General features: G+C 68.4%; 30 protein-coding genes and 1 pseudogene. 11 read left to right on the plus strand and 20 right to left on the minus strand.

The features are described from left to right. Nucleotides 1-5: 5 nt before the first annotated feature. The 9 genes from J4573_RS02325 to J4573_RS02365 are packed head-to-tail and all read right to left on the minus strand — an operon-like array spanning nucleotide 6 to nucleotide 9018. A complete protein-coding gene (locus tag J4573_RS02325) occupies nucleotides 6-977 on the minus strand; it encodes a beta-ketoacyl synthase N-terminal-like domain-containing protein (protein WP_208253495.1) in 972 nt (323 codons plus the stop codon). Further along, a complete protein-coding gene (locus J4573_RS02330; protein WP_208253496.1) occupies nucleotides 974-2113 on the minus strand; it encodes a beta-ketoacyl-[acyl-carrier-protein] synthase family protein in 1140 nt (379 codons plus the stop codon). Before J4573_RS02330 ends, J4573_RS02325 begins: the two co-directional genes overlap by 4 nt. Beyond that, entirely contained in the window at nucleotides 2088-3239 is a 1152-nt protein-coding gene (locus J4573_RS02335; RefSeq protein ID WP_208253497.1) for a beta-ketoacyl synthase N-terminal-like domain-containing protein, read from the minus strand. Before J4573_RS02335 ends, J4573_RS02330 begins: the two co-directional genes overlap by 26 nt. Continuing rightward, nucleotides 3229-4464: a beta-ketoacyl-[acyl-carrier-protein] synthase family protein gene (locus J4573_RS02340; protein ID WP_307796456.1), complete on the minus strand. Its 1236-nt coding sequence runs from the start codon at nucleotides 4462-4464 to the stop codon at nucleotides 3229-3231. Before J4573_RS02340 ends, J4573_RS02335 begins: the two co-directional genes overlap by 11 nt. After that, nucleotides 4452-4700 (minus strand): acyl carrier protein, encoded by a 249-nt coding sequence (locus J4573_RS02345; RefSeq protein WP_208253498.1) that lies wholly within the window; start codon nucleotides 4698-4700, stop codon nucleotides 4452-4454. The genes J4573_RS02340 and J4573_RS02345 overlap by 13 nt, the downstream gene beginning before the upstream one ends. 32 nt (nucleotides 4701-4732) lie before the next feature. After that, nucleotides 4733-5674: a beta-ketoacyl synthase N-terminal-like domain-containing protein gene (locus tag J4573_RS02350; protein ID WP_208253499.1), complete on the minus strand. Its 942-nt coding sequence runs from the start codon at nucleotides 5672-5674 to the stop codon at nucleotides 4733-4735. Continuing rightward, complete coding sequence (locus J4573_RS55900) at nucleotides 5667-6893, minus strand: beta-ketoacyl-[acyl-carrier-protein] synthase family protein (protein ID WP_208253500.1); 1227 nt, start codon at nucleotides 6891-6893, stop codon at nucleotides 5667-5669. The genes J4573_RS02350 and J4573_RS55900 overlap by 8 nt, the downstream gene beginning before the upstream one ends. After that, on the minus strand, nucleotides 6890-7633 hold the full coding sequence (fabG, locus tag J4573_RS02360) for a 3-oxoacyl-[acyl-carrier-protein] reductase (protein WP_208253501.1): 744 nt from the start codon (nucleotides 7631-7633) through the stop codon (nucleotides 6890-6892). Before fabG ends, J4573_RS55900 begins: the two co-directional genes overlap by 4 nt. Further along, on the minus strand, nucleotides 7633-9018 hold the full coding sequence (locus tag J4573_RS02365) for an NAD(P)/FAD-dependent oxidoreductase (RefSeq protein WP_208253502.1): 1386 nt from the start codon (nucleotides 9016-9018) through the stop codon (nucleotides 7633-7635). The genes fabG and J4573_RS02365 overlap by 1 nt, the downstream gene beginning before the upstream one ends. Before the next feature lie 306 nt (nucleotides 9019-9324). Between J4573_RS02365 and J4573_RS02370 the strand changes: the two genes are divergently transcribed. Continuing rightward, complete coding sequence (locus J4573_RS02370; protein WP_208253503.1) at nucleotides 9325-10545, plus strand: cytochrome P450 family protein; 1221 nt, start codon at nucleotides 9325-9327, stop codon at nucleotides 10543-10545. A gap of 19 nt (nucleotides 10546-10564) precedes the next feature. Continuing rightward, nucleotides 10565-11218 (plus strand): NADPH-dependent F420 reductase, encoded by a 654-nt coding sequence (locus tag J4573_RS02375; protein WP_208253504.1) that lies wholly within the window; start codon nucleotides 10565-10567, stop codon nucleotides 11216-11218. Between the two features lie 103 nt (nucleotides 11219-11321). Here J4573_RS02375 and J4573_RS02380 read toward each other — a convergent pair whose 3' ends face one another. The 5 genes from J4573_RS02380 to J4573_RS02400 all read right to left on the minus strand — a co-directional run bounded on the left by J4573_RS02380 (nucleotide 11322) and on the right by J4573_RS02400 (nucleotide 15799). Then, entirely contained in the window at nucleotides 11322-11708 is a 387-nt protein-coding gene (locus J4573_RS02380) for a winged helix-turn-helix transcriptional regulator (protein WP_208253505.1), read from the minus strand. 12 nt (nucleotides 11709-11720) lie between these two features. Continuing rightward, nucleotides 11721-12794, minus strand: a complete 1074-nt coding sequence (locus J4573_RS02385; RefSeq protein WP_208253506.1) for a type III polyketide synthase — start codon at nucleotides 12792-12794, stop codon at nucleotides 11721-11723. Nucleotides 12795-12963: 169 nt separating this feature from the next. Next, a complete protein-coding gene (locus tag J4573_RS02390; RefSeq protein WP_208253507.1) occupies nucleotides 12964-13524 on the minus strand; it encodes a TlpA family protein disulfide reductase in 561 nt (186 codons plus the stop codon). An 80-nt stretch (nucleotides 13525-13604) separates the two neighbouring features. Beyond that, nucleotides 13605-13841, minus strand: coding sequence for a hypothetical protein (locus J4573_RS02395; protein ID WP_208253508.1), 237 nt, complete (start codon nucleotides 13839-13841; stop codon nucleotides 13605-13607). A gap of 86 nt (nucleotides 13842-13927) precedes the next feature. Then, complete coding sequence (locus J4573_RS02400; protein ID WP_243772303.1) at nucleotides 13928-15799, minus strand: ABC transporter ATP-binding protein; 1872 nt, start codon at nucleotides 15797-15799, stop codon at nucleotides 13928-13930. Between the two features lie 315 nt (nucleotides 15800-16114). On the opposite strand from J4573_RS02400, the gene J4573_RS02405 reads away from it, so the two are divergent. Then, entirely contained in the window at nucleotides 16115-16294 is a 180-nt protein-coding gene (locus tag J4573_RS02405; RefSeq protein ID WP_208253509.1) for an ATP-binding cassette domain-containing protein, read from the plus strand. A gap of 135 nt (nucleotides 16295-16429) precedes the next feature. Here the strand turns inward: J4573_RS02405 and J4573_RS02410 are convergent, their stop codons facing one another. Continuing rightward, nucleotides 16430-17818, minus strand: a complete 1389-nt coding sequence (locus tag J4573_RS02410) for an MFS transporter (protein ID WP_208253510.1) — start codon at nucleotides 17816-17818, stop codon at nucleotides 16430-16432. Between the two features lie 487 nt (nucleotides 17819-18305). Between J4573_RS02410 and J4573_RS02415 the strand changes: the two genes are divergently transcribed. Further along, nucleotides 18306-18557, plus strand: coding sequence for a hypothetical protein (locus J4573_RS02415; RefSeq protein ID WP_208253511.1), 252 nt, complete (start codon nucleotides 18306-18308; stop codon nucleotides 18555-18557). Continuing rightward, entirely contained in the window at nucleotides 18554-19165 is a 612-nt protein-coding gene (locus J4573_RS02420; protein ID WP_208253512.1) for a TetR/AcrR family transcriptional regulator, read from the plus strand. Before J4573_RS02415 ends, J4573_RS02420 begins: the two co-directional genes overlap by 4 nt. A gap of 10 nt (nucleotides 19166-19175) precedes the next feature. Here the strand turns inward: J4573_RS02420 and J4573_RS02425 are convergent, their stop codons facing one another. The 3 genes and pseudogenes from J4573_RS02425 to J4573_RS56575 form a co-directional block, all read right to left on the minus strand. Then, complete coding sequence (locus J4573_RS02425) at nucleotides 19176-19541, minus strand: hypothetical protein (protein ID WP_208253513.1); 366 nt, start codon at nucleotides 19539-19541, stop codon at nucleotides 19176-19178. Then, entirely contained in the window at nucleotides 19489-19896 is a 408-nt protein-coding gene (locus J4573_RS55120; RefSeq protein WP_279575322.1) for a hypothetical protein, read from the minus strand. The genes J4573_RS02425 and J4573_RS55120 overlap by 53 nt, the downstream gene beginning before the upstream one ends. Before the next feature lie 115 nt (nucleotides 19897-20011). After that, nucleotides 20012-20218, minus strand: a pseudogene (locus J4573_RS56575) (ABC transporter permease subunit); the annotation flags it as partial. A gap of 792 nt (nucleotides 20219-21010) precedes the next feature. Here J4573_RS56575 and J4573_RS55905 point away from each other — a divergent pair. From J4573_RS55905 to J4573_RS02445, 3 genes are all read left to right on the plus strand, one after another. Next, nucleotides 21011-21115: a DUF3761 domain-containing protein gene (locus tag J4573_RS55905; protein WP_208253515.1), complete on the plus strand. Its 105-nt coding sequence runs from the start codon at nucleotides 21011-21013 to the stop codon at nucleotides 21113-21115. A 50-nt stretch (nucleotides 21116-21165) separates the two neighbouring features. Then, entirely contained in the window at nucleotides 21166-21606 is a 441-nt protein-coding gene (locus tag J4573_RS02440; RefSeq protein WP_208253516.1) for a DUF3592 domain-containing protein, read from the plus strand. Between the two features lie 122 nt (nucleotides 21607-21728). Beyond that, nucleotides 21729-21929 (plus strand): DUF4158 domain-containing protein, encoded by a 201-nt coding sequence (locus J4573_RS02445; RefSeq protein WP_208253517.1) that lies wholly within the window; start codon nucleotides 21729-21731, stop codon nucleotides 21927-21929. 102 nt (nucleotides 21930-22031) lie between these two features. Here J4573_RS02445 and J4573_RS02450 read toward each other — a convergent pair whose 3' ends face one another. Further along, nucleotides 22032-22316 (minus strand): hypothetical protein, encoded by a 285-nt coding sequence (locus J4573_RS02450; protein ID WP_208253518.1) that lies wholly within the window; start codon nucleotides 22314-22316, stop codon nucleotides 22032-22034. An 849-nt stretch (nucleotides 22317-23165) separates the two neighbouring features. Here J4573_RS02450 and J4573_RS56580 point away from each other — a divergent pair. Beyond that, on the plus strand, nucleotides 23166-23510 hold the full coding sequence (locus tag J4573_RS56580) for a transglycosylase SLT domain-containing protein (protein ID WP_372442797.1): 345 nt from the start codon (nucleotides 23166-23168) through the stop codon (nucleotides 23508-23510). A 342-nt stretch (nucleotides 23511-23852) separates the two neighbouring features. Here the strand turns inward: J4573_RS56580 and J4573_RS55125 are convergent, their stop codons facing one another. Further along, a complete protein-coding gene (locus tag J4573_RS55125) occupies nucleotides 23853-23987 on the minus strand; it encodes a hypothetical protein (RefSeq protein WP_279575323.1) in 135 nt (44 codons plus the stop codon). A 797-nt stretch (nucleotides 23988-24784) separates the two neighbouring features. Here J4573_RS55125 and J4573_RS02460 point away from each other — a divergent pair. Both J4573_RS02460 and J4573_RS02465 read left to right on the plus strand, forming a co-directional pair. Then, the gene (locus J4573_RS02460) at nucleotides 24785-25186 is read left to right on the plus strand and encodes a DUF3592 domain-containing protein (RefSeq protein WP_208253520.1); all 402 of its coding nucleotides are present in this window, start codon (nucleotides 24785-24787) and stop codon (nucleotides 25184-25186) included. 73 nt (nucleotides 25187-25259) lie between these two features. After that, nucleotides 25260-25535, plus strand: a complete 276-nt coding sequence (locus tag J4573_RS02465; protein ID WP_243772304.1) for a response regulator transcription factor — start codon at nucleotides 25260-25262, stop codon at nucleotides 25533-25535. Nucleotides 25536-25636 lie beyond the last annotated feature (101 nt).

Here is a 25636-nt window from a genome sequence, read left to right on the forward strand (position 1 = left end):
CTCCCTCACCCTCCCGGCAGGCCGTGGATCACTACCCCGGCCTCGTCGTCGCCCCAGCTTCCGCCGGACGTCATCAGCACGCTGTCCAACGGGTGTCGTTCGAGCCACTGGCAGGCGGCAACAATCTGAAACACCCCCAGCGCCCCGGAGAGATCTCCCAGCGCGCCGGACAGGTCGACGGTCGATGGCCGCTGCGCCTCGGGCCACAGGCTCAGCCCCGCGGCCACGGTCTCGCGGACGCCCGTCCATCGCTGGTCGCCGGTGAGCCAGAGGCGCGGCCCCGCCGAACACCCCGCCACCAGTCGTTTCACCATCAGCGACGCCCCACCGGCCGAGGCGTGGTCGAACGAGTCCAGCAAGCCGACTCCCCCGTCGGCGGCCTCCCCGGTTTCCAGGATCACGCACGCGGCTCCCGCTCCGGACCCGTCCAGCTCGTCCGGGTCCAGCATGCCGGGCAGGGCACGCAGGCCCTTGGCCGACTCGGCGAAGAGGCCGCGGACCGTGTCGTCCTCCGGCTCCACGCCCACCACGATCATCCGGTCGGCGCGTCCGGCCCGGATGAGGTCGGCGGCCGCGGCGATCGCGTCGAGACCCGACGTCGCGCCATTGCAGACCGTGAGGTTCGGGCCCGCGAAACCGAACCGGATCGCGATCGTGCCCGCGATGACATTGCTCGAGGCGTTGGGCGCCCACAACGGGCTGACGTCCTTCAGCGAGCCTCGTCGCAGCGTGCGGACCACGCTCGTCACGGTGTCGAGGTTCCCGGTGTTCGAGCTGACCACGACGCCGGTCGAATGATCCTTGCGCGGTGGCGGCGGGAGAGAACCGACGGGCATCCGCAGTGCCGCGTGCGCGGCGCACAGTGCCAGCCGGGTCGAGGGTTCCTTGGCCCGCAGGCCCTTGCGGCCGACGATCGCCGCGGGGTCAAAGGGCGGCAGTTGGCTGCCCCACCCGGTCACCACGACGTCCGAGGTCATGAGGCTGCGCCTTCCAGGATGGCCACCGAGTTCACGCCGCCGAACCCGAACGCGTTGACCTGGACGGTGTCGACCTCGGCAGGCCGTTCGCTCCCCCGGACGAGGTCGAGCCCCTCGGCCTCCTTGATCACGGTCTCCAGCATGACCGTGGGAGGGACCCGGCCCTGCCGGATGGCCTCGATCGCGGTGACGACGGCGATCAACCCCGACGCTCCGGAGGTGTGCCCGATCATCGACTTGAGCGCGCTGATCGCGGTCGTCGCGGTCGCCGACCCGAACACCTCCTTGATGGCGAGCGCCTCGGCCGGATCGTTCAACGCCGTACCGGTCCCGTGCGCCATGATCAGGTCGATCTCGGCGGGAGCCACGGCGGCCCGCCGAAACGCGTCGCGCATCGCGCGGATCAGGCCGTCGCGGTCGGGCGCGGTCTCATGGTGCGCATCGCAGCTCAGCCCCACCGACCGCAGCCGTGCGAGCGGGCGGGCGTCCCGGTGGCGGGCGTGGTCGAGCCGCTCCAGCACCACGGCGGCGGCCCCGTCACCGAGAAGCACCCCTCGCCGGGCGGCCTCGAACGGCCGCAGCGCCTCGGCCGGGACCGGAGTCACCCGGCCGATCATGGCGAGCATGCTCTCTGTGAGGGTGTCGGCGGCCGCCACCACGACGGCGTCGAACCGGTCGAGGTCCACCAGGTCGGCGGCCACGGCCAGGGCGTAGCCGCCCGCCGCGCAGGCGTTGGTGAGTTCGAGGGTCGGTGTGCCCGGCCCGAGTGCTTCACGGACCGCCTGGGCGACATGGAGGTCGGCCAGGGTCGCGGTTCCCTGGCCGACCGACCAGAGCTCCACGCTTCGCAGTTCGCGCAGCCCGGTGGCGACGACCACGCCCACCCGCGACCGGGCGAGGTCGAGCCCCGAGTCGGCGATGGCGCCGGTCATGCACCGCACGAGCCACTGGGTCGTGCGGTGCATGACCGGCCTGCCATCGGTGATCTGGTAGCCGAACCGGACGCCCACGCTAGAGGGGTCGATCTCCAGCAGCGGCCCGAGCCCGCTCGTCCCAGCGCACAGTGCCTCGAAATGCTCCGCGGATCCGGCGCCCACGCTGGACAGCACGTCAGCTCCGGTGATCGCCAGTGGCATGCTCCGGCCCCCTCACGACTGCGCAGCCGAACGTTCCGTCGTGCCCCACGCACGTGAGCAGCCCGACCGGGCGGCGGGAGCCATGCGGCGCCCCGGCCTTTCCCTGCTCGGCGAGGGTCGCCAGCAACGCCGCCAGCTGAAGTGCTCCGGCGGCGCTGTAGCACTCGCCGACGAGCGGCTTGATCTTCAAGGTGGTGACCGGCCGTGCTCCGAGCGCCGCCTCGATCCCCTCCCGTTCCGCCCGGTCATGGGCCGCCTCGTCGCGGAAACTGCCGGCGACCGCCACCACCGACTCGGCGCTCACCGAGGCGCGGTCCAGCGCCCGTGTGACGCAGGACGCCAGGTCAGCGGCGAGCGTCTCCAGATCGGCGGGATCGCCGGTGATCCCGATCTCGCATGCCGCCACCTCACCGAGGCGGTGCCTGCCCGTGGTCTGAGGCCGCCCGGCGTCCTCGACCGTGAAGACGACGCTCGCCTCCCCCGGTGGAAGGCCACCGGGGCGCGCACGCCGGACGCCCCACGCCGACGTCGGGCTGAGTTCCTCCACCCCGCCGCACAGCATGACGTCGGCCTGTCCCCGCCATATCGTCTTGCGGGCGTAGCGGAACGCGAGCAGGCCACTGAGCTGTCCTCCGGCCAGGGTGGCGTTGACCCCCTTCAGCCCGTGCCATATCGCGGTCTGCCCGGCCGCGCAGTTCATCACGGTGCTCGGAAACCCGGCGGCGCTCACCAGATAGGGCCGCTCTTGGACCAGCGTCTCGCGGGTGTACCGGCTCGTGCTCTCGATACTGCCCGTGGTGGTGCCGAGAACGACTCCCGCCCGCGTACGGCCTTCGCCGGTGAACCGGAGCCCGCAGTCGTCGAGCGCGAGTTCGGTGGCCGCCACCGCGAGCGCGGTCGTGCGGTCGAAATGCGCTCCGCCCTTTCTTCCCAGGAGGTCACGGAGCCTGAACTCGCGTATCGGATAGGTATCGGCGAACGGGGCCGGATCGCCGAGGCCGCCCGCCACGGGCCGACGGCCCGGCCGCCCGGCCAGGACGTTCTCGGTGAACTCCGTGCGTCCGATCCCGGCGGCCGACAGCACGCCGAGTCCGGTGATCGCCAGAGTGGTCTGGTCAGCTCTCACGTGCTCGTCCCAAGATGAGGATGGCGTTGTTCCCGCCGAACGCGAATCCGTGGTTCTCCACGATGTCGACCCGGGCCCGGCGGGCCTGGTTCGGGACGCAGTCGATGTGCTCGCCGCACTGCGGGTCGATGGACTGAAAGTTCATGGTCGGCGGGAGGAAGCCGTGGCTGATCGCCAGGGCGCCCGCGATCGCGCCGAAGCCGCTCGCCGCGCCCATGGTGTGACCGATCATGGATTTGATCGAGCTGATCGGCGGCGGCCGCTCGCCGAAGACCTTCCGGACGGCCCGGCATTCGGCGATGTCGTTGGCCGGGGTGCCGGTGCCGTGCGCGCAGATGTAGTCGACGTCGTCAGGTCGGATACCGGCGCTGCGATGGGCGAGGGTGATGCATTCGGCGATGCTGTCCGGATCGGGTGCGACCATGTGCGTGGCATCGCAGTTGAGGCCGTAGCCCAGCACCTCGGCGTAGACTCGCGCGCCGCGTTCATGGGCGTCCTCCAGCGGCTCCAGCACCAGCATGGCGCCGCCCTCGCCGGTCAGGATGCCATCGCGACCGGCGTCGAAGGGGCGGCACTCGTCCGCGGCGAGCGCGCCCATCCGGTAGAAGCCGGCGTGCGCCCAGCGGCAGACCGAGTCCGCCCCGCCGCACACCATGAGGTCGGCCTCGCCCGACTGGATGAGGTCGAAGGCGTGCGCGATCGCGTAGTTGGCCGCCGAGCACGCCGTGGCCAAGGTCATCGACTCGCCGGTGAGCGTCAGCTCACGGCTCACCGCGTGCGAGAGCCGGCTGGCGGGCAGTTGCCGCACCAGTCCGGACGGCAGGGCCTCCGGTCCCTTCTCCAGCCAGACCGCGGTCAGCTCCTCGATGATCTGCGACTCGCCGCTGGTGGTCCCGACACTCGCCCCCGCCTGTGAGCGGGCCAGGACGTCGTCGGCGAGGTCGGCGTCGGTGACGGCCATCCGCGCCGCAGCAGCCGCGAACTGGCTGGTACGCCCGTACTGGTCGGCGTCGAGGCGCCGCAGCCATCGTTCCGGTTGGAAGCCGCGGACCTCGCCTCCTCTGGTCCGCGGGAAGCCCGTGGTGTCGAAGCTCTGGATCTCGGAGATGCCGCTGCGTCCGGTCTGGAGCCCGTGGCGGAATTCGGTCACGCCGAACCCGATGCTGGAGACCGCGCCGATGCCGGTGATGCCGACCCGGCGTGGGACGGAGGTCAGTTCTCCCACTTGGCGTACTCCCTGACGACCTCGAACACCGATCGCAGGTCGGACATCCGGGCGAGTTCCTCCTGCGGGATGTCGACGTTGTAGCGGCGTTCCAGCTGGGAGAGCACCTCGATCGCTCCTAGGGAGTCGGCCTCGTACTCCTCCACGAAGTTGCCGTCGTCGGTGATCTCTTCGGGCTCCATCTCCAGGACGTCGGCGACGATCTCTCGGATCTCGTTGAGACGCTGTTCGGTCATGGTGCTCATTAAGCCTTCCTTCAGTTGTTCGATCAGTCGTGTTCGATGGACACGGCCGCGATGTGGCCGTTCGGGGATACCGCTGCGAGGAGGGTCGGTCGATGCCGGGCGAGGGCGCCGGTCAGGGCGAGCAGTGGCGCCATGCTCGCGCTCGTGACGTCGTTGCTCACGGTCACCGCAGCCCCTTGATCGCGGAGAGCCTCGGTGACGATCTCGCCGAGTGGGTGGGCGGGGGCTATCAGGAGCACGTCTCCGTCTCTGCGCAGGAGCCTTCGTACGCCCTCTCCGGCCAACCCGCGAAGGCGTCGCCGCCCTTCGCCATCCCGGCACAGGCTCGGTGGCAGGAACCAGCTCGTGCCTGACCCGATGCGAGAGAGCGCACGCTGTCCGGCCTCGCTGCCGGTCTCCAGCGTCAGGAGGCAGCAACCGCCCTCGGTGACCGGCACACCGCCTGCTGGGCTGACTGCGGTGCCGCCTGCCGTGCTGACTGTTGTGGCCCATTCGGGCGGCGGTGTGCCCTCCGTCGCTCCCGCCAGCATCATGAGCGCACGGCCGGACCGCAGGGCCGCACCAGCCTGCAGTACCGCCTGCAGGCCGGCGACGAGCGGCGTGGTCAGGGTCAGGTTCATCGCCTTGAGGCCGTAGCGGATGGAGACATGGCTGCCGGGAAGGTTGGCGGCGAAGTTGGGTGCCTCGATCGGGCGCAGACCCGCGGCGCCCTGCTCGATGACGGACCGGTCCATCCGCGCCAGCGTCGCGGTGCCGCCGAAGTTGGTGCCGATCGCGACGCCCTGGGAGACCTGCGGGTAGGAGTCGGGTTTCAGCCCGGCGGCCGCCAGGGCGAGCTCGGCGGCCGCGAGCGCGTGCCTGGTGGCCGGGGCCAGGTGTCGTACGCCGCGGGAGGGCGGATGCCGGGTGTACGGACCGGTGCTCGCGTCGATGGAGCCGACCCCGGTCACGACCACGTCAGTCATCGGCGCCCGAGCCCAGTATCAGCGCGACGTTGCTGCCGCCGAAGGAATAGGCGCTGACCAGCAGGTTCCGTGGCCTCATCGGCGTCGCCTCGCGCAGTGGGCGCACGGGGCAGTCCGGGTCGAGGTCGCGCAGGCGGGCCGTCGGCGGGAACAGGCGCCGGCGCAGGATCAGGGCCGCGACCAGCGCGGAGAAGGCTCCCGACGCACCCGCGCTGTGACCGAGCTGGGACTTCACGGCGCACACCGGGATCCGGTCGATCCGGTCGCCGAAGACCTCCGCCAGGGACGTGGCCTCGGTGACGTCGTTCAGCCTGGTACCGGTGCCGTGGCACGCGACGCCGTCGATGTCGCCGGGGTCCAGGCCGGCGTCCCGCAGGGCGCGTTCGATGGCGGTGCGGGCCTGGTCCCCGGCCGGGTCGGGCGCGGTCGGGTGGAACGCGTCGGCGCTCTGGCCCGTACCTTTGAGCTCGGCGTACCAGGTGGCTCCTCTGGACCGCGCGTGGTCCGCCGACTCCAGGATGAGGATCGCCGCGCCCTCCCCGTAGACGGTGCCCTTGCGGCCGGTGTCGAAGGGGCGGCACGCCTCCGGGTCGACGGCTCTCAGCTGGTTGAAGGCCGCGTGGGCGACGCGGCAGACCGAGTCCGTGCCTCCGGCGACCATGACGTCCGCGGCACCGGCAAGGATCAGGTCGCCGGCCAGCCCCAGGCTGTGGCAACCGGCCGAACAGGCGGTGTTGACGACCGCGTTCGGGCCGGTGAGATGGAATCGGTCGGCGATGTGGCCGGTCACACCGAACACGTCTCTGTCCAGAGGACTCACGGCCTGTCCGCCCGAGCGTTCATCCTCCAGGAGGTCCTCGTCTCCGGTGGCGGTCCCCACGACGACGCCCGTTCGCCCGCCAGCCGGTCCACCAGGACCGCCCGGCCCAGCCAGCCCGTCCGGCCCGTCCGTGCTGCCCAAGGACAGGCCCGCGTCCTGGAGGGCGGCGGTCGTGGCGCGCAGGGCAAACGACGTCGCTCTGCCCAGGCCCGGAGCCGTCTCGGACCGGGAAGGCACCGAGTAGGTGTGCTGGTACTGCATCAGATCGGCTCGGATGTGAGGATGCGGGGTGGGTCTCGGTTCCTCCGAGCACAGCCGCCGCCAGAACACCTCAAGGTCGTCGCCGAGCGGCGAGACCACGCCCAGTCCCGTCACGACGACCCCCGGACCGCCGGTCACAGGACCATCCCTCCGTCCACGCGCAGCACCTGCCCGGTGATGTAGCCGGTGTCGCCGGAGGCCAGGAAGGAGATCACGCCCGCCACGTCCTCGACCGTCCCGAACCGATCCAAGGGGATGAGCTTGCGCGCCTGCTCCCGCGACCTGGCCGTCAGCGCCGAGGTCATGTCCGTCTCGATGAAGCCGGGGGCGACGACGTTGACCGGTATCCCGAACGGGCCGAGCTCCTTGGCGAGCGAGCGGGAGAACCCGATGATGCCCGCCTTGGCCGCCGAATAGTTGGTCTGGCCCGCGTTGCCGCCGATGCCGGCTACGGAGGAGACGTTCACGATCCTTCCCCGCCTGCGTTTCATGAGGTCGAAGACCAGGCTCCGGCAGACGTTGAAGGTTCCGGTCAGGTTGGTGTCGATGACCGACCGCCACGCCTGGGCGGTCATCGAGGCCAGCGCTCTGTCGTGGATCACGCCGGCGCAGTTCACCGCGACGCCGATCTCGCCGAACTCCGCCCGCGCCGCCTTCACGAAGGTCCCGACGGCCTCCTGGTCGGCGACGTCGCACGGCATGGCGAGGCATCGCCGACCGGCAGCCTCGATCGCCGCGGCGACCTCGGCCGCCGCGTCCTCACGGGATCGATAGCAGAGGGCGATGTCATGGCCGTCGTGAGCCAGCCGCAGCGCGGCCGCCCGGCCGATGCCGCGCGAGCCACCGGTGACCAGCGCGCAGCCGGTGGAATCCGGCATCAGATGTTTCCGCTCTTGTGCAACAGCGTGGGCACGAGCACGCGGGGGCGCAGCAGGGCCGCCGGGGTGTCGATGAGGTGGAGCACGTTCAGCAGGGCCTCGGCCACCTGACGGTTTCCCGAGTTGGACACCGCGAGCGCGCGCCGGATGTAGTGGAACGCCGCCCTGCCCACCATGCCGACGGGCGGTTCGTCGGACGGATAACGCAGGCTGCGGCCGGTCGAGATCGCCCACGGAACCGAGCTTTTCCGTGCCAGGCGCTTCTGGAAGAGAGCGGCCAGGCCCGGCCCGGCATCCGGATGTTCCCGAAGACAGCGTTCGAGGACCATGGCGGCCTCGGCGGCCATGGCCATGCCCTGACCATAGATCGGGTTGAAGGCGCAGGCCGCGTCGCCCAGGACCACGAACCCCTCCGGACGCCGTCGCAGCTTCTCGTAGAAGCGGCGCCGATTCTCCAGATGACGGAACGCGTGGATCGGCCCGGCGGGTTCGGCATCCTGGATGGCTTCGTAGAGCTCGGGGCTGCGCAGCGTCTTGGCGAAGTCCAGGAAGCCGGACTCCTCCGTCGGCGGGTACGCGTCGTTCTCCGTTCCGACCAGCGTGACCATCCACAGGTCGCCCTCGATCGGGTAGATGACCCCGAGCCGCTGCTGCGCCGGAGGATCCGCCTCCAGGTGCAGGGCCAGCCAGTCCGAACCATGGCCGGGCGGCACACGGTAGAGACGGGAGGCGTAGCCGAAGAAGTCGGCGACCACCTTCTCCTGTGGTGCCGGGAAGCCCAGCGACCGGAGCCAGCCTGACGCGCCCGAGGCCCGTCCGCTCGCGTCCACCACCAGCCGCGCCGCGATGTCATCGCCGTCTCCGCCAGGCGTCCCGGCAGGTTCCTGGGCTCGTTCGCGACCGCGTTCGCGATGACGTTCGCGGGCGGTCACGCCGACGACCGAACGTCCGTGCGCGGCGACGGCCAGACCGGTGACCTCGCGGCCTTCCAGCGTCTCGACCCCCGGCAGCGCCAGGACCTCCTCGCGGACGGCCGCTTCCAGGAGCTCACGGCTACAGGACAGGAATCTGTGGCTGGTGGGGAATCTGGCGGACCAGCCCGCGGAGTTCAGCCACCGGATGTCCTGCGGCACCCGCAGCAGCACCCCGCCCGCCTCCACGACCCGCCTCTCGGCACCCGGCACCAGGCGATGGATGACTCGGCGGCCCGCCCCGGCGAGCAGATGTACGTGCCGTGACTGCGGGACGCCCTTGCGATATTCGGGAACGGCGGGAAACCGGTCCCGGTCGACGATGGTGACCCTTGGGAAATGGTCGGCGAGCACGCGGGCGGCGAGCAGCCCGGCGATACCACCGCCGATGACGAGGGCACGATTCTCGGTCACTTCGCCGACCCGATGAACGACAGCAGCATGTGCGTTACCCGTCTTGTTCGTGGGATACATCAGGGATCCTGCGGCAGCCGGCCACCGAAGGTCAATAAGGCACCTTCAGGTGCCCAGCATTGGGCACCTGAAGGTGCCCTAATGTGACCTCGAGAAAGGCGGATTTCACCAGGATAATTTTCCTCCGACCGAGACGGAACGAATAATCTGGGGCTTGACGAATTGCACGAAAATGGTTCAGGTTTGTCGGCGCCAGCTCACACTCGATTCGATTACCGCTCCGACCGCCACGTCGAGGTGCCGACCATGACCGAAGCCATACGCCATCCGCCCCTCATCGGCGCCGACCAGGAGGGCGACCCGCATCCCCGCTATGCGCGCGCTCGCGAGGAGGGGGCCGTGGTCAAGCGGAGCCTCCCCGACGGCACGCCCATCTGGTGCGTCACCCGCTACTCGGGAGCGCTGCAGGCTCTCGGCCATCCCGACCTGAGCCAGCGTTCGGAGTACGCCGCCGAGGTCTTCCGCGCGAGCGGGCGGCGCGAACCCACGCTCCGGCGCGGGATCCTCGCGCGCAACATGCTCGCCTCGGACCCGCCGGACCACACCAGGCTTCGCCGGATGGTCTCCCAGGCCTTCACCGCCCGCCGCATCAGCGGCATGCGCGACCAGGTGCAGCGCTTCGCGGACGAGCTCGCCGACGGCATCGCGGTGCATGACGAGACCGACCTGATCGCCTCTTTCGCTTTCCCGATGCCCGTCATGGTCATCTGCGAGCTGCTGGGCGTCCCGTTCGGGGATCGTGACCGGCTCCGGCGCTGGTCTCAGTTGCTGACCTCGTTCCCCGTGACCGACCTGGAACGCGCCGAGGTGGAGCAGGCGGTCGCCGACTTCGGCGACTACCTGGGCGCCCTGATCTCCGACAGGCGGCGAAGGCCCGACGACCAGCTCCTCAGCGCGCTGATCGCGGCCGGCGACGAGATCGACGGACTCGCCGATGACGAACTGGTGGCGATGGCCGTCCTGCTGGTGATCGCCGGACACGAGACCACGGTCGGCCTCATCGGCAACGGGTTGCAGGCGTTGCTGCGGCGGCCCGACCAGTTCGCGCGACTCCGCGACGACGACACCCGCCTCGCACCGGCCATCGAGGAGTTCCTGAGACTCGACGGACCCGTCTCCCCCGGTATCGCACGGTTCTCCAAGCGAGAGGTCGAGATCGACGGCACCACCATCCCTGCAGGCCAGTTCGTCTTCGTCATGGCTCCGGCGGCCAACCGTGACCCGGCCAGGTTCGAGCATCCGGACGACCTCGACATGACCCGCGGCGACGGCCGCCATCTCGCCTTCGGGCACGGACCCCACTACTGCCTCGGCGCGCCCCTGGCCCGGCTCGAAGGGGAGATCGCCATCGGCACCCTGATCCGCAGGTTCCCGCGGATGCGCCTGGCCGTTCCTGCCGAGAGCCTGCGCTGGCGCGCTAAGAGCGTCTTCCGGGTGCTGCACGAACTTCCCGTCAAGCTCACCTGAGACAAGGAGAGGACAATCCATGAGAGTCGCGGTTCTGGGCAGCGGCATCGTCGGGAAGACCCTCGCGGCCGGGTTCGCGGCACGCGGTCACGAGGCGGTCATGGGGTCCCGAACGCCCGATCGTGCCGACATCACCGACTGGCTGGCAGGCCAGGGCCCCACAGCGCGGGCGGCCTCCCTCTCGGAAGCCGCCGCCTTCGGCGAACTGGCGGTGCTCGCCACCCGCTGGGACGGGACGAAGTCGGCCATCGACCTGACCGGTCCGGAGCACCTCGCCGGGAAGGTCGTGATCGACGCCACCAACCCGATGGGGATGCGGGACGGGCGGCTCCGGCTGCTCCTCGGCTTCGACGAGTCCGCCGGGGAATGGGTGCAACAGTGGCTACCAGACTCCAAGGTGGTCAAGGCGTTCAACAGCGTCAGCTACGCCTTGATGATCGATCCAGATCTCCCCGGCGGCCCGCCCGACATGTTCATCGCAGGCGACGACGGGCAGGCCAAAGCGCACGTGACGACGATCCTTCACGACTTCGGCTGGCCGGTCATCGACGCGGGCGACATCACGGCCTCGCGGCTCCTCGAACCTCTCGCCATGCTCCACGCCGACTACTGGGTCCGGACCGGCGAGCTGCTGCACGCCTTCCGCATGCTCATGCCCACGCCCCACCAGTGACCGGCGAGGCGTGACCGGCGACCGGCCGTTGACCGATGAAGATGTACAGGCCCCCTGACCTTCGTCAGGGGGCGTGCGTTTCAGGTTTTCAAGTCACCCATTTCTACTTGGCTTCTTTTCTCGCCCCTGCCGCGTAAGCGGCTCGCGCTCGGGCCAGCTCTGGCTCGTGCCGCACCGCCCACCGGTAGATCACCGCGTGCAACTCACCGAACGACACCCCCAGCGGCGTCAGCTCATAATCCACGCGACGCCGGGGGCCGGCGATGATGGTCCGCGCCACCAGGCCGTCTTCCTCAAGCAGGCGCAGCGTCTGTGTGAGCATCTTCTGGGATACTCCCCCGATCATCATTCTGAGTTCAGAGTGTCTTCTGGGTCCACCTTCGAGAGCGAGGATCACCGGGCAGACCCATCGGTTGCCGAGGAGACTGAACAACCGGCGCCCTGGGTGATCATCCCTGAGAACATGGACCTGCACGGAATCGCCGTTCACGAGTTCCCCAGGTCAGGCGGTCCATGTGCCGATGACCGCGAAGTAGGTGAATCCGGGCCCGAAGGCGACGGCGAGACCGCGCGCGCCCGGCTCCGGCGGGGAGGCGTGTGTACGCCGCAAGACGTCCAGGACCGAGACGCCACCGAGGTTGGCGACCTCGCGGAGAGAGTCGTAGGAATGTCTCAGCTGCTCTCGGGGAACGCTCAGGCCGTCCTCGATCGCGCTGAGGATGGCCGGGCCTCCGGCGTGCACGACGAGCCAATCGGGCGTGATCCAGTCGTGAGCCTTCAGCCACTCCAGGAGACGCGGCATAACCCTTGCCGGCCCCTTGACGGCGGCGCGGGTGCTCCGGAAATGGAAGCCGTCGGCGTCGAAACGGCCCCAGTAGTAGCCGTTCTGGGCGGTATGAGGAAGCAGATGCTGATGTGATTCCTGCATGGCGAAACCGGCCCCGACGGGCTCGCTGGTGACAACACAGGCGCCTGCGCCGTCGCCGAACAGCCCCTTGTAGATCTGGCTCTCGATTCCGACGTCGGTGTGATGGTAGGTGATCGAGATCGCCTCAGCGACGACCACCAGCACACGCGATCCGGGGTAGGCGCGAACCTCGTCCGCGGCTCTCCCCAGGGCCTTGGCGCCACCCACGCAACCAAGGGTGGTCATCGCGAGGGCCCGCACGTCAGGCCTCAGTCCGAGACGGTTGATCAGGGACACGTCGAGTTGAGGGATGGCCATGCTCGTGGTGTGGCTGGTGACGAGGGCGTCGATGTCGGCAGGTTGGAGTCCGGCGGCGTCCAAGGCCTGCCGGGCGGCGTTCTCGGCGAGGTCCTGGACGGCGGCCCAACAGGCGTCGTTACGGGCGGTCGTGCCGGTACGCCCCGAGATTTCCGGGGAATCGAGAGGGTGCGTGAAGGCGCGTTCGGCGACGCCGGTCTTGCGTATCGCCCGTTCCCAGTCAGAAAACCTTGAGTGAGTCTTCCCGTCTTCCCGTGTATGCAGTTCGATGTTGGCGAGTATTTCTTCCGTGGTCACCCGGTGAACAGGGTGAAGCACAACGGGTTTGGCAACATATGCCGATGTGGACATTCATCCCTCTCTTGGTAGAGCCTTCGATCGGCAGCACAGAAAGAATTGATCGCTGCCATTGCCGAATGACTCTAACGATCGGGCCTGTCGCAGAGCTGGCGTCCACATTGATCAACGCTGGCGTGGGCCGCCGGCGTTCGCGGTCCGGTGACCCGCGGTCCAGCGCCCCTCACACCGCCGACGGGACGGCGAGCTCGTCGACGCCGCGGCCGGTGGCGACGACCACTCCGGAAGGGTCGAGCAGGCACATGCCCGGCACGCCGTGAAGCGCGAATGCCGAGGCCATCGGGCCGGTGAAGGGCTCGACGACGACACTGGCCACCGGTTCCAGCTGCCCCACGAGGGAGGTCGCGTCCTCCTCGGTGCCGATCACCACCGCGATGGTGCGATCGACATCGAAGCGTAGCCGGGCCACCTCTTCCGCGAACTCGGAGACCGCCAAAGTGCATACCGTGCAATCGGTGGAGAAGAACGCCACAATCGTTCGGCCTCCCCCATTGCTCAACGTTTCGCTGGAGACCTTCTTCTCCGTCGTGGTCGTGGCCGAGAAGACGCCCGGAGATGTCCCGACGGCCACCGTGGGGGTTCGTGCGGGTTGAGTACGGAAGAACTGCTCGCCTTCCAGGAGCTCGCCCTGCTGGCGAAGCCTACGGATGACGCCAAATATGAGCAGGAGATTGAGCACGCAGACCAGCGAGCAGGCCATCAGACCGGCACTGAGAAACGTCATCGTGTTCCCTCTTCGAAGTCGGCACAGGTCGGCCAGTGGTCCGGACGGGACCACTGGCCAGAGTTTCCCGGTCGTTCAGGTCAGCAGCCGTTCACGCAGGGCTCGCAGCTCTCCGTGCCTCCACCGGTCAGGCAGCAGGCCTTGGCGAATCCGCGCGCGCATTCCACGCAGTAGCACCGGCCCGAGCACTGCGGGCCTCCCCACGGGCAGCGGGCGACGGCGGAGGCCGACGCGCTGATCCTGGGCACGACCAACCCGAGCATGCGGTCGCTCAGCCGCGCCGTCAGATGGGCGGCACCAGCGATCACCTTCGACATGACGCTCTCCTCTGTGTGTCCTCACATCGAGCCTGGCAGCGTCCGCTGGCATGGGCCTGGCGGAAGGCTTGCGCCTCGGCCTCTGGTCAGTCGGAGGAGCCGGTGGCCACGGCGGTGTCGTCCCGGTAGCCCTGTGCCTGGAGCGTGAACAGGCGGGCGTAAAGACCATTGAGGGCCATCAGTTCGGCGTGCTCGCCCTCCTCGAGGATCTCCCCGTCGCCGAGCACGAGGATCCGGTCGGCGTCTCGGATGGCGCCGAGCCGATGCGAGATGAGCAGGCTCGTACGCCCGGCACGCCTCGCGCGCAACATCGTGTGGATCTCGTACTCCGCCTCGGCGTCGAGGCCCGAGCTGGGCTCATCGAGGATGAGCAGGTCCTGACCGTCGTCGAGGAGGGCACGAGCCAACGCCAGGCGTTGCCACTGGCCCGTCGAGAGGGCCACCCCCACCCGGGCGTCCTCCTCGGACGATTGGCCTTCCGAGCCGGCGGGTTGGAACATCCGGCTCAGGAGCGTGTCGTAGGAGTGCGGCAGCCGGGCCAGCGTCTCGTGTACTCCCGCGAGCCTGGCGGCCGCCTCCAGTTTCGAACGGTCGGCCATGACGGCCGCGTGCCCGAGTCCGATGTTCTCGGCGGCCGTCAGGTCGTACTCCATGAAGTCCTGGAAGACCGCGCCGATGCGCGCCCTGAGGTCGGCGGGTTCCATGCTGCGCAGATCGACGCCATCCCAGAGGATCGCGCCTTTGGTCGGATCGTAGAACCTGCACAACAGCTTGATGATGGTGCTCTTGCCCGCGCCGTTGCTGCCGACCAGGGCGGTCGCACGCGCATGGGGAATCGTGAAGGTGACCCCGCGCAGCACCCACGGATGGTCCGGGGTGTACCGGAACCACACGTCCCGGAACTCGATCCCGCTGTGCAGAGCCGACGGTTCGACGGGTGCGCCGACAACGTGCAGGTCGGGTCCCACCTTCACCACCGCGAGGTAGTGGTCGAACATCAGCATCGACTGCCGTGCCAGCGCATAGTGGGAAACGACCTGCGACACCGCGCCCTGCGCACCGGCGACGGCCGCGATGAACATCGCGACGTCACCGACGGTGAGCTCCCCGCCCCTCGCGGCCGTGATGGCCCAGACGAGACCGGCTCCGGCAACCAGCGCCAGGAGCCCGGCGAGCGTCCCTTGGACGCGCAGTTTGCGGAGGTCCAGGCGCCGCTGAGCGACGTTCGCGCTCCTGCGCTCAGCGAGCATCCGCTGACGGAGATGCCCGCCGATGCCGAAGATCCGGACCTCCTTGGCGGCCCGCACCTCCCCCAGCAGCATCGAGTAGAAGATCTCGCGCCGGATCGCTGGGCTGATCCCCCACAGCATCGACGCTTGGCGCCTGGCCAAGGTGCGTTCGGCGTAGACCGCAGGGACCGCGGTGGCCAGCACGACCGCCGTCATCGGCCGGCTCAACGTCGCCAGCGAGCCGATGAAGCCGAGACCCGTGACCAGACCTTGTCCAAAGCCGATCATGCTCTGCACCAGATCGCTGGGGGCCGCACGCCCCGAGTCCCGCGCCAGCCGCAGCCGGTCATGAAACTCCGGGTCCTCGAAGCGGCCCAGCCCGACGAACCGGTCCACCGACCCGAACAGGCGGTCCATGCCGACGAGCTCGATCCGCCGCGTCATCTCCGTGCTCAGGAACCGGCTCATCTGCGGGACGACGGCGGCGAGAATGCCCGCCACCGCAAGGCAACATGCGAGCCAGACCAGCGTCGCCAGGTCCGCGCCGGCCACCAACCGGTCCAGAACGAGCTTGGTCGACCATGCCACGGCGAGGGGCGCGACCGCCGCGACCACCGCCATCCCCACCATGCACGGCAAGATGAGCGGCCCGGCACGCCAGGCGAGTTCGAACGCGGCAGCGACCTTTGCCGGCGAGTCGCCCAGCGGCTTCCTCGCGAACTTCAACATATTCTCCTTGGCCGCGAGACAGCCTAAGGACGGGCTCTAACAGACCACTAACGCCAGGCTGGCGCGCCATTGCAGACCAGCGGAGCAACCGATCTCGTGTCACGGGCGCCCATCCTCGAATTCCCGGGGATGGACGCCCGTGCGCATTCTCGCGATCCTGCTGATGGGAAGAGTCGCGCGGACCATAAGGGCGTCCAGGCCTCACCAATTCCGATCATGGAGGTGAGGCCACACATGCACCACGCGCTGTCGCCGAGGCGTCGGCAGCGTGCTCGGGGGATTCGGACTGTAGGACCTCGTGGAGTCGGCCGAGCAATGTCCGGGCCGCGCGGCGCCATCGACACGATCCTGGAGCGCTTCCCGGCGCTAAGGCCGCTGCTGAAACGCCGCGCCGGGCTCCTGTCGGGCGGCGAGCAACAAATGCTCGCCCTCGTCGGCGCGCTCGCCTCCGGCCCGCGCCTCATCATGACCCCTACCGCCTGGCCGCCCGCCTGACCACCAGCCTCCCCGAACAGCACCACCTGTACAGCTGGGCGGCACGGCTCGCCCCCAAGGCCGACGACGTCGCGGCGGCTACGTAGCCTGCCTGATCGATAAAGGTGCGAGAACACGTCGCGGCAGTTGCCGCTCTCACAGTTGTGTCGCCACTTCTCCGTTTCCAGGATCGCGGTCTTGTCCGGGGGCAGGTTGCTTGGGCCGCAGTAGCACGAGCGCGACACTGAGACATCCCACGGCGATGACGAGGTCGCCGGTGAGTCCGGCCCCGAAGCCGTTGGTCATCCGCGCGGGTTCCGCCGAATCACCTCCGTTGGAGACAACAATGGCGGAAGTGACCGCGGCGCCGAGCGCGCCGCCGATCTGGAACCCCGCGTTGGCGGCGCCGGACGCCACGCCGGCGATCTCCTGGTCCACAGCGGACAACGTGGCGGCGACCGCCGCCACCGGACCGGCGCCCAACCCAAGACCGAACATGAGCAGGCCCGGAAACAAATCGGCAAAGTACGTCCCGTGCACCGTCACCTGGGAGAGCAGGAACACGCCGACCCCCATCGCCACCGCGGCGGTAGCCACCACCGGACGGAAACCGATCTTGGTCAGCCCGGCCTGCCCAACGTAGGAGCCGACGACGGCCATCACGGTCATGGCCACCATGCCGAGACCGAACTGCAACGGCGTGTAACCCAGCACCTGCTGGGCGTACGCCGTCACCGCGATCGACATGCCCACCGTGATCGCAGCGAAGAGACTCATCGCCAGGTTGCCGCCGACGAACAGCCTGGAGCGGAAGGTCTGCAACGGGACGAGCGGTGCGACGGCCCGGCTCTCCACGAGGACGAACAAGCCGAGCAGCACAGCCGAACCGAGCAGCATGCCAAGCGCCGGTCCGCTGAGCCATCCCTTGGCGGGTGCCAGGACGATGGCGCCGATGAGGAGCATGAGGCCCACCGTGGACGTGAGCGCGCCAGCCGGGTCGTAGGCCCGGCGGCCGCTTCGTCCCCGGCTCTCCGGGAACAGGATCGGGGCGAAGACCAGCATCACGACGGAGACCGGAACGTTGATGAAGAAGATCCACGCCCAGCCCAAGGTGTCAGTGATCGGTCCGCCGATCAGCAGTGAGGCGGTGGCGCCGATCCCGCCGACGCCCGACCAGAACGCGAGCGCCTTGTTGCGTTCGGGCCCTTCGGGGAACATGCCCATCAAGATCGCGAGCGACGTCGGCGCCATCAGGGCCGCTGAAACTCCTTGCACCACCCGGGCGCCAATCAGCACCGCTGCTGACCAGGCGAAGCCACACAGCAACGAAGACACCAGGAACAGCGCGGTCCCTACGATGAACATCTGGCGCCGCCCGCGCAGATCGGCGAGACGACCGCCGAACAGCAGCAGGCCACCGAAAGCCAGCATGTAGGCGCTGAGCACCCACTGGCCGTCCTCGACGGAGACGTCGAGGCCTCGTTCGATCGACGGCAACGCCAGGATCACGATCTGGGAGTCGAGGACCACCATGAAGCCCGTCATGCAGAGCAAGATCAGGGCCTTCCAACGCCGCGGATCTGGTGGGGGAAGCGCCGACTCGGCCCCCGCTGCCAGGCCGGTTCGAACACCGTCGGGCATGTCGCTACCCCCAGGCTGGCTTCCCATACAGGCCCTCACTCCTCGACTGACGCGCCGCCGTTGATCAGCTCCTCACATCAGAGGTCGGAACTGGCATCCCAGAATCGACATCTCAACACGCGAACTTGCCGGGTCGGCCGAGCGATAGCCGGTCTAGAAAGCCGGCCGTCGCGGTGGCTTTCACCGAGGATCACCCTGATGGGGAGGCATCACCCGGAGAGGACACAAATCCTCACTGACCGAATCAAGATCGCAGGGCACTCCGCCGTCAGGGGTGTCCGGCTGGCCTCGCACCAGCGAAGTTCAGCTATCTCCACACGATTTCCCGTTACTAGGTCAACTCTCGTTGTTACGCAGAGCTACATTTCATCTGGTCCGGGAGGGCTCCTACATGACCGGGAACCGGCGCGTGTCGCCCAAGGAGCGCAGCCAGTGGCGGTTCACCTTCCAGCGTCTGGCCAAGGATGCCCGCCACGCACTCGCCCCGGACGTCCCTACCGGCGTTGCCGCCCTTGAGCGGCTCATCGACCTGGCGCGCGAGACCAAGGACTACGATCGGACCGACGACCGGATCCGGCCCGCCGGCGTCGGCCTGGTCGGCCTCCGCACCATCCAGAGCAGGGCCAATACAATAAGTGCATGACGCGCAAGGCCGGGCGGAGCCGCGACACCGGCATCGACGCCCGGATCTTGGCCGTGGCCGCCGAGCACCTCTCCCGCGACGGTTATCAGGCGATGTCGCTGGCGGCCATCGCCGAACAGGCCGGCACCACCCGGCAGGCCCTCTACCGCCGCTGGCCGGGCAAGGCCGAGCTCGCCGCCGCCGTGGTGACCAACATGGCGGACGACGGCCAGGCCATCACGCCGGCCGACCCCTATCGGGCGCTCGTCGCGGAACTCGCCGACTTCCAGCGCGGTGTCTCGATGCCGGGACGCCTGTCGCTGGTCGGCACCATGCTGCAGGACACCACCCAGCCCGAAGTCCTCGCCCGCTATCGCGCCCGCGTGGTCGTCCCGCGCCGCAGCCGACTGCTGGCCATCCTGGAGGCCGCCCGCGTCGGCGGTCTCGTCGATGCCGACGCCGACCTTGAGGTCGCCCTCACCATGTGTACCGGGAGCTGGTACGGGCGCGCCCTGGCCGAGGACGCGCCGCCGCCGGACTGGCCTGAACGGACCGCGGCGCTCATCTGGCGCGCCATAGGCGGCCGGGGTCCCGGCGGCCCGTGCCCTGACGACCGCCCGCGGCCCTGACCGGCGTGCTTCAGGCGTGCACCTCGCCGGACGCCTCGCTGAGCAGGCGTTCGCCGCGGGAAGCGGCGCTGTAGGCGCCAATGTCGCGCAGCAGGGGAACGGCTGGTTCGAGGACCTCGGGGGCCTGAGTGAGCAGACCGGTGGCGATCTGGGCGGCGACGAGATCGAGCGAGACGGTCGCATGGCCGCGTAGGTCGCCCGTCAGGTCCATGAGGGCGCGGGCAGCCTCGGCGGCCTCGATCGCGTCGTGATGGGCGCCGGCATGGAGGTGGATCTGGATGCGAAGGCTCAGGCACCAGGCGAGATCGAACAGGCGGGTCCTGTCACTGCCGAGATCGGTGAGGGTGACCGGTGGAGACGATCGCTGTCGCGACATCGAGGTAGGTGAACCGCTCGGGCTCCACGGTCTGCAGGAAGAATCCGCGCTCCCGGCTCTCGGCACCGTCGGCCTCCGAGACGAGCGTGCTCTCGAACCGTCCCCCGGCCCAGGGTTGTACGTCGACGACCCCGCGATCCAGCTCGGGCTGCCCGAGGTCACGCTCGGCCTGCTGCCCGGCGGAGGCGGCGTCGTCCGCACCGTGCGCATGCTCGGCGTCGCCGCGGCGCTGGAGCACGTCCCGCTGCCCGGCACGCGCTTCGCCCCCCGGCGGGCCGAGGAGCTGGGTCTGGTGGACGAGTTGGTCCCCTGGGCCGGGGACCTCCTGCCCGCGGGGGCACAGGCGGAGGCGCATGTTCTGCTCGACGGTGAGGCCGTGGAAGACCCCACGTTGCTCGGGGACGAGGGACAGGCCCAGCCGGGCAGGCAGCCGCTGATTCCGGCGAGGAAGGAGGAAAGGCGAAGCCGAGCAGTTTCGTTCGCGCCACGTCGATGCCGATCGCGGCGCTGGCGCGCTCGTTGGACCGTACGGCCAAGAACCGCCAGCCGGTCGCACTTCGTGTCAAGTTGCCGACGGCGACCGAGGCGAGGACGAGAACGGTAAGGCAGAGGAGGCCGAACTGCTTTCGGGCGGTGTTCGCGCCAGGTCCGTCCGCCGTGACCTGCTCGACGGCCACGCGCCCGAGGTGGCCAGAGAGGGGACATAGCGCCTCACAGTCACACGAGCCACGATCTCCCGAACCGAATGACTCTGTGTGATCGATTCACAACAAGTGGATCAGAACCTGAAAGGCTCCCCGCTGGCGGCAATTTACGGCCCAATGACGGTCACCGGGCTTCCCTGCGTACGGCCGGATAGCTCCCCGCTCGTTCCCCTCCACGCCCGGCCGATAGACCCGAAGATCCCTCACGTTGCTAACTGGCGAGAACGGTGAGCGGCGAGCTTTCACCTCGGCTGGACGCGGTGGTCGCCGTAGTTCTGTTTTCCTTCTGCGGAGGTTCGGCGGCGCCTGGGTTGATGAGCAGTAGCTTTCAATGTGGCCAGTCCGTTGACGTGCACGTCGACGGACGTGGCCGCCTCCGCGAGAACACCCGGCTGACCGTGGTGCTGACCGGCGTCGCGGCGCCGCTTGGTGGACAGTGCCACAGCCGCGAAGCTGCCGATGCCCTGCAGGCCAAGCTTCCTGTCGGGCCCTGGCCTACGCGGTCACCACCGGCACGTCTGACGAGGTCAGGATCTGGGATGCCGCTGGAACGCTGATCAACAGAAGCCTTGTGGCCGACGGTGACGCCAAGGCGTGTGCGTCCGCCGACCCAGATCTGGCCCGGGGCGCAGGCCGAGGCGAAGTCAGCGCACCTGGGGCTGTGGTCCACGGCATGCGGCAAGCCGAAGCCCACGCCCACGCGAACCGACCCCTTCGGAGGAGCCCGGCGCGCCCTCGTCCGGTGACGAAGGCGGGGGCGATTCGGTGCCTGGCGGTGCGACCGCGGTCTGCAGGGACGGCACCTTCTTCTCCCCGCACCATCGGGGTACCTGCTCCCATCATTGCGGCGTCGCCCGCTGGCTTGATTGATTGAGTGCAGGGCTTCGGAACCGGGGGATGAGCCACAGCGTCCCAAGGTCATGGTGAACCGGGGGCTGCCGGAGCGCCTGTACGGGCGTGTGGTGGCGTTGGTGCTGGTGACCGTGTTCTTTGGGGCGGCCGCTGCTGCGCTTGGGTACGTGGCGGTCTCCCTGGGCTTTTCGGAGCAGCCATCCGGTAAGGCCAAGGGGCGGGTGCTGGAGGCCGACCGGACGTGGAGCAGGGACGGCCATGTGGTCGTCGAGTTCACCGCCTCGGACGGGCGGGTCGTTCGGTTTCGCAGTGATCACGCCAAGTGGAAGGTGCGCATCGGGCAGCAGGTCAATCTGCGTTACGACCCGCGAGATCCGGTGCATTCGGTGGTGAGGGCGGAGGGCCAGCGGGCGGTGGCCGTGGTGATGACGTCGCTGTTCTCGCTGGCGAGTGGGGCGTCGGGCGTGGTGACCGTGCGGTCGATCCCGCGCTATTGGGGGTCCCAGTAGCAATCGCCGAAATCCAACGAATATAGGTCTGACCTGCAACTACTCGGGTTCTCCTAACTGGCGTTGATCCTCGCCGCGACGGTTCGTGATGCTTTGTGGACTCCGCGGCGTGTGGGTGATTGATGTCGACTCGGTTCCTCTCTGATGAGCAGGTCGAGCAGCTGCGCTCGTTCCCAGACATCGGACGCGAGGAACTGATCAAGTACTTCACGCTGACGCCGCGCGAGCAAGCCTTCCTGGACGCGCCGGGCCGCGGCGCCGACGCGCGCCTTTGGCTCGCTCTGCAGGCCGTGGCAGGGGAAGGGGAACAGGTCGCTCTCTAGATCCGTGATCGCTTCCTTGAGCTGTTCTACCGATCCACGATGGCTACGGGTGGCCGCCTGGACACCGCACAGCTGGAGTACGTGCTTGAGGAGTACCGCGACTCAGTCGAGCACTGGAAAGAGCGTGCGCAGGTTCTCACTGGCCGGTTGCAGAAGACGCAACACCACCTCGACCAGGCACGACGCCAGCTCAGCGACAAGGATGGCACGCTCGCGGAGCTGGAGGCCGGTCTCGCCTCCTAACGACGGCACAACCAGGTCGTGCTGGCCGAGCAGCAGCGGATGCGCGCAGACCTCCAGGGCCCAGGTCTGGTGGGACGCCGGCACCGCCCGCTCCTGCCCCGCCTCATTGCCGGCCGCACGTCCGGGCCGCTGTTCATCGGCCACCGCCGCCCCGACCCCAGGTCGACGCCCGCGACCTGTGCCCCGACACCGGATGGGACCTGCGCGAGCTCCGCCATTCCGCCCTCGCCCACCTCGGCGAATCCGGGGTCTCCTTGCTGCTGTTCATGGCCAAGTCCCGGCACAAGAAGCAACAGCACGCCCGCCCCTACTTCAAGCCGTCGGCCGCGGTCCTCGGCCCCACCTCCTGACCACAGACGCACGAGGCCAGGCCGAGATCGCCGTCGCCCCTCACCCCTCCAGCCCACGCGTAATCGGCGCAGAGTGTCACGCCAAGGAACGTGCTCCGGGCCGGTTACCGCCACTTCTCGCAGGGATGCTCGTCATGCCCCTTTCCCGGTCTGGGCCAACCCGCCAGCCAACGGAATCACCAACGCCGCCAAGTCTCGAGACGGCCGCCCCTCTGCGATCACGACGCCAGACCATGCCAGGACGGATCAGCGCCTGTTCCTCTGAACTGCGGAAACCGGTGCGGTAGTTCAGTCGAGAGGAAAACGCGTCCTACTGGCCGACTGAGACGGGTCCGCCTCACGGAATCAGTGCCTGATCCAGATTTCGGGCGTCGTTGACAACGGCGCCCGTGGAAGCGGTCCAGCCGCCGCCGACGACGCGATCCACTTTCGACGCCAGCATGGCGCCAGCCGCGCGCCCGCGAGCTCTTCTATGGTTAGAAACGTTACGGGCAGCACTCAAGGGAAAGGACGCGAGACGTTAGTTCGATGTAACCGAGTGGTAGCGATCCACCTAACACCACGAAAACGGGGTAATAGTATGCGCGATAACATAGTCAAATCGATATCGCTAGGAGTAGCTACCATAGGCGCTTCGATCATCATGTCCGCCCCGGCAAACGCAACGCCCGATTCCTCGTTGTCGCGGGTTGGTGCCACAGGCAACAACACTGCACACCCGTTCAGCGCTGTAGAAAATGCAGCCATCATTACCAGTGTATTCGGTGCTGGTGACGGCCCCGAGGCTGTGCGTATAGCGCGGTGTGAATCTAACCTCAACGCGGGGGCATACAATCCCAGTACTGGCCAAGCCGGCCTCTTCCAGCTCACCCGAGAGTGGTTCAATAGCGCCGGTGGTGGGAACATTCTTGATCCGTGGGACAATACGAGAGCCGCAGGACGCATATTCCTTAGACTTGGCTGGCACGCATGGGCAGAATGCGCGTGATTCCCGCGAGTTTCCTTATCGCAGCTATCTCGTCGCCCTCTCCGCCGTGGTCACCTACCACTCTCTCGCCCTGACCCGAAACCCACCGCGATCAATACACCAGGACCACAACACCGGCCATCGCCCTTATAACCGGCACTCACCGCCCGCCGACTTTCCACGGCTGAATCAGGCACTCCCGCTGTCCGCCAGACGGCACTCGGGGAAGCGGATGAGCCCGTCGAACAAGTCGATGAGCTGGGTGGGGGCGTAGACGAAAACGATGCTCTCCGGGGACGTCAGCGTGGCGGAGTGGCGCGGTTGGTTTCCTGAGCACGCGTCGCGGGCTAGCGCAGGCTGCAGTTAGGTCTCCTCGAGCTCGGCGACACGGGCGTGGAGCTGCTTGTTGGCGGCGGTGGCCTGGCTGTGCTCGTCAATCAGCCGCCCGATCCCGACGAGGTGATGCCGGGCCTTCCGCACCGAACTGGCCAGCGGCATCGGCGCCCCGCGCGCCCGCACACCGGGCCTGGGTATCGGCACATGGCATTTCAACGGCGACACCTGGACGCAGGTCGACACCCGTAAGTTGCTTCCGCACCGATCGAGCGCCGTTTCGGCTAGGCGGCCCCTCCCAATGCGTCTATCTGAGAGATGGCGCTGCACCTGCCGCCCAGGATGTGTAGGTGCGGGCGAAGTGCGTCGCTCCGACGGGGAGGGCGATGACACCGATGAGACCCTCCTGCTGCATTGGAACGGCCGACGGTGGCAGCGTGCGGACATACCGAACGGCCGGACTCCGGATCGGATGGTGCCCGACGGTCGCAACGGACTCTGGTTCGTCGGCGGCGAGCCCCCGAGTGATCCCGAGGGTTCCGGTACCCATCTGCTGCACCGCACAGCGGCCGGGGCGTGGAGCACGATCCAGATCGACACCACAGAAGGCGCCTTGGTCGGGGACTTCGCTCTGATCCCAGGAACGCGATCACTCTGGGCCACCGGCCACCGGCCGCGTTCCGGCATCCGGCATCTATGACGCCACAATCTATCGCCTCGATTGACCGGGCGGTTCGGTCCTTCGACGGTCGCCGCTCATGGCCGGACACGGCCATGAGCGGCGGCTGCGAAACGGCGCGGTGATCTGGGACATCAGAAAAAGAACTCGGGGAGGATCGATGAGTCTGCGACGTTCATGGATGTCAGCGCTGAGAAAGCGGCACGAGAAGCGGTTGGCGGCAACGGAGCCCGCGCCACGCCGGGCGATACGCATACCAGGTGGCGGAGCGACCCTCTGGTTTGTGCTCGCCCTGTTTCCCGCCGGAATCGCATCGTGGCTCATCTTCGACGAGGTCCAGCGAGAAGAGAAAGGAGTCGAGGCGCCCGCTGTCGTCGTTAAGAGATGGTCTGGGTCCAAAGATGATTTCGCGGACGTCGTCTTCACAACTGCGACCGGACGGCAGGTGAAGGCAACCATCAGGGATGACGAGTGGGCAGAGATGCCGAAAGTCGGCGCGCACGTTCGCGTGCGATATGTGCCCTCGTGGCCCGAAGACAGTGCGGTCGACGCGCACCGACCGCTGACAAGCAAGCTCATGGGGCCGGTTCTGCTGCTCAGCCTCGCCTTGATGTGTGCACTTGGACCGATCCTGACCCGTCGACGAAAGAAGGCGATCGACGCTCGAAAGCAATTCGAGGCGTAACCGGGCTGCAGTGCTGACCCGGGTCTGAGGTCTTCGACCAGCCCACAATGACCAGCGCGGAGCACGCACTTTGTTGGCGCAGGCGCAGCGTGAGCGGCGAAGACTGGGAGTGCGAGTTCCCGGCAGCCGCCTCTCAGCCACCGACCGAGCCGGAGCGCCCTTCGGCCTGTCGGGCCGCGAAACGGAAGTGGCCCAACTGGTCGCCGACGGTTTCACTAACCAGCAGATCGCGGAAAGCCTCTTCTTGAGCGTGCGGACCATCGAAACGCACTTGTCCCGAATATTCGCAAAGCTCGGCGCGACGTCGCGCGTCGGCGTCGGTGCCACCCTCCGGGACCGAAGCGAATGAGCCGAACGTAGCGGCCCTGACCAATGCGGGCTCCGGCGCTATCTTCCCGTACATCCGGCGCGACCACCCAGCTAGTGCTCACATGGCTCGTCTCGGACGGA

The sequence above is a fragment of the Actinomadura barringtoniae genome, from assembly GCF_017573505.1.
GTDB lineage: Bacteria > Actinomycetota > Actinomycetes > Streptosporangiales > Streptosporangiaceae > Spirillospora > Spirillospora barringtoniae.

Coding starts and splice junctions, on each gene's coding strand:
- J4573_RS02425 (WP_208253513.1), bottom strand. CDS start 19,541: ATGTCGCGACAGCGATCGTCTCCACCGGTCACCCTCACCGATCTCGGC.
- J4573_RS02440 (WP_208253516.1), top strand. CDS start 21,166: ATGGTGAACCGGGGGCTGCCGGAGCGCCTGTACGGGCGTGTGGTGGCG.
- J4573_RS02325 (WP_208253495.1), bottom strand. CDS start 977: ATGACCTCGGACGTCGTGGTGACCGGGTGGGGCAGCCAACTGCCGCCC.
- J4573_RS02385 (WP_208253506.1), bottom strand. CDS start 12,794: ATGTCCACATCGGCATATGTTGCCAAACCCGTTGTGCTTCACCCTGTT.
- J4573_RS02370 (WP_208253503.1), top strand. CDS start 9,325: ATGACCGAAGCCATACGCCATCCGCCCCTCATCGGCGCCGACCAGGAG.
- J4573_RS02405 (WP_208253509.1), top strand. CDS start 16,115: ATGTCCGGGCCGCGCGGCGCCATCGACACGATCCTGGAGCGCTTCCCG.
- J4573_RS02345 (WP_208253498.1), bottom strand. CDS start 4,700: ATGACCGAACAGCGTCTCAACGAGATCCGAGAGATCGTCGCCGACGTC.
- J4573_RS02410 (WP_208253510.1), bottom strand. CDS start 17,818: ATGACGGGCTTCATGGTGGTCCTCGACTCCCAGATCGTGATCCTGGCG.
- J4573_RS02375 (WP_208253504.1), top strand. CDS start 10,565: ATGAGAGTCGCGGTTCTGGGCAGCGGCATCGTCGGGAAGACCCTCGCG.
- fabG (WP_208253501.1), bottom strand. CDS start 7,633: ATGCCGGATTCCACCGGCTGCGCGCTGGTCACCGGTGGCTCGCGCGGC.
- J4573_RS55120 (WP_279575322.1), bottom strand. CDS start 19,896: ATGCGCCTCCGCCTGTGCCCCCGCGGGCAGGAGGTCCCCGGCCCAGGG.
- J4573_RS02415 (WP_208253511.1), top strand. CDS start 18,306: ATGACCGGGAACCGGCGCGTGTCGCCCAAGGAGCGCAGCCAGTGGCGG.
- J4573_RS02350 (WP_208253499.1), bottom strand. CDS start 5,674: ATGACTGACGTGGTCGTGACCGGGGTCGGCTCCATCGACGCGAGCACC.
- J4573_RS02390 (WP_208253507.1), bottom strand. CDS start 13,524: ATGACGTTTCTCAGTGCCGGTCTGATGGCCTGCTCGCTGGTCTGCGTG.
- J4573_RS02395 (WP_208253508.1), bottom strand. CDS start 13,841: ATGTCGAAGGTGATCGCTGGTGCCGCCCATCTGACGGCGCGGCTGAGC.
- J4573_RS02420 (WP_208253512.1), top strand. CDS start 18,554: ATGACGCGCAAGGCCGGGCGGAGCCGCGACACCGGCATCGACGCCCGG.
- J4573_RS56580 (WP_372442797.1), top strand. CDS start 23,166: ATGTCCGCCCCGGCAAACGCAACGCCCGATTCCTCGTTGTCGCGGGTT.
- J4573_RS02330 (WP_208253496.1), bottom strand. CDS start 2,113: ATGCCACTGGCGATCACCGGAGCTGACGTGCTGTCCAGCGTGGGCGCC.
- J4573_RS02400 (WP_243772303.1), bottom strand. CDS start 15,799: ATGTTGAAGTTCGCGAGGAAGCCGCTGGGCGACTCGCCGGCAAAGGTC.
- J4573_RS55125 (WP_279575323.1), bottom strand. CDS start 23,987: ATGCCGCTGGCCAGTTCGGTGCGGAAGGCCCGGCATCACCTCGTCGGG.
- J4573_RS02445 (WP_208253517.1), top strand. CDS start 21,729: ATGTCGACTCGGTTCCTCTCTGATGAGCAGGTCGAGCAGCTGCGCTCG.